Origin of the sequence: Cellulomonas sp. B6 (genome assembly GCF_001462455.1) — a bacterium.
In the GTDB taxonomy this organism is placed as follows: Bacteria; Actinomycetota; Actinomycetes; order Actinomycetales; family Cellulomonadaceae; genus Cellulomonas.
The window spans coordinates 1-276 of sequence record NZ_LNTD01000198.1; the positions used below are offsets into that span (position 1 = coordinate 1).

The following is a 276-nucleotide window of genomic DNA, read 5'->3' on the forward strand; positions in this document are numbered from 1 at the left end:
CGTCGCCGAGATCGGCGGCTACGCACCGGACGACGTGCGCGGCGACGCCCGGCTCGGCACCGACCTCGGGCTCGACTCGCTCATGATGACGACGGTCGCCGCACGGCTCACGCGCGACCACCCCGCCTGGCGACCGACCGCGGAGGACATGCGGACGCTGCTGACCGTCGCCGAGATCGGCGGCTACGCACCGGACGACGTGCGCGGCGACGCCCGGCTCGGCACCGACCTCGGGCTCGACTCGCTCATGATGACGACGGTCGCCGCACGGCCATC

At 74.3% G+C, this 276-nt stretch carries 1 protein-coding gene; it reads left to right on the forward strand.

Translation table 11 applies throughout. The features are described from left to right. Positions 1 to 276 (forward strand): acyl carrier protein (locus tag ATM99_RS15715; RefSeq protein ID WP_150118332.1); only part of this gene is annotated, 276 nt, incomplete at both ends.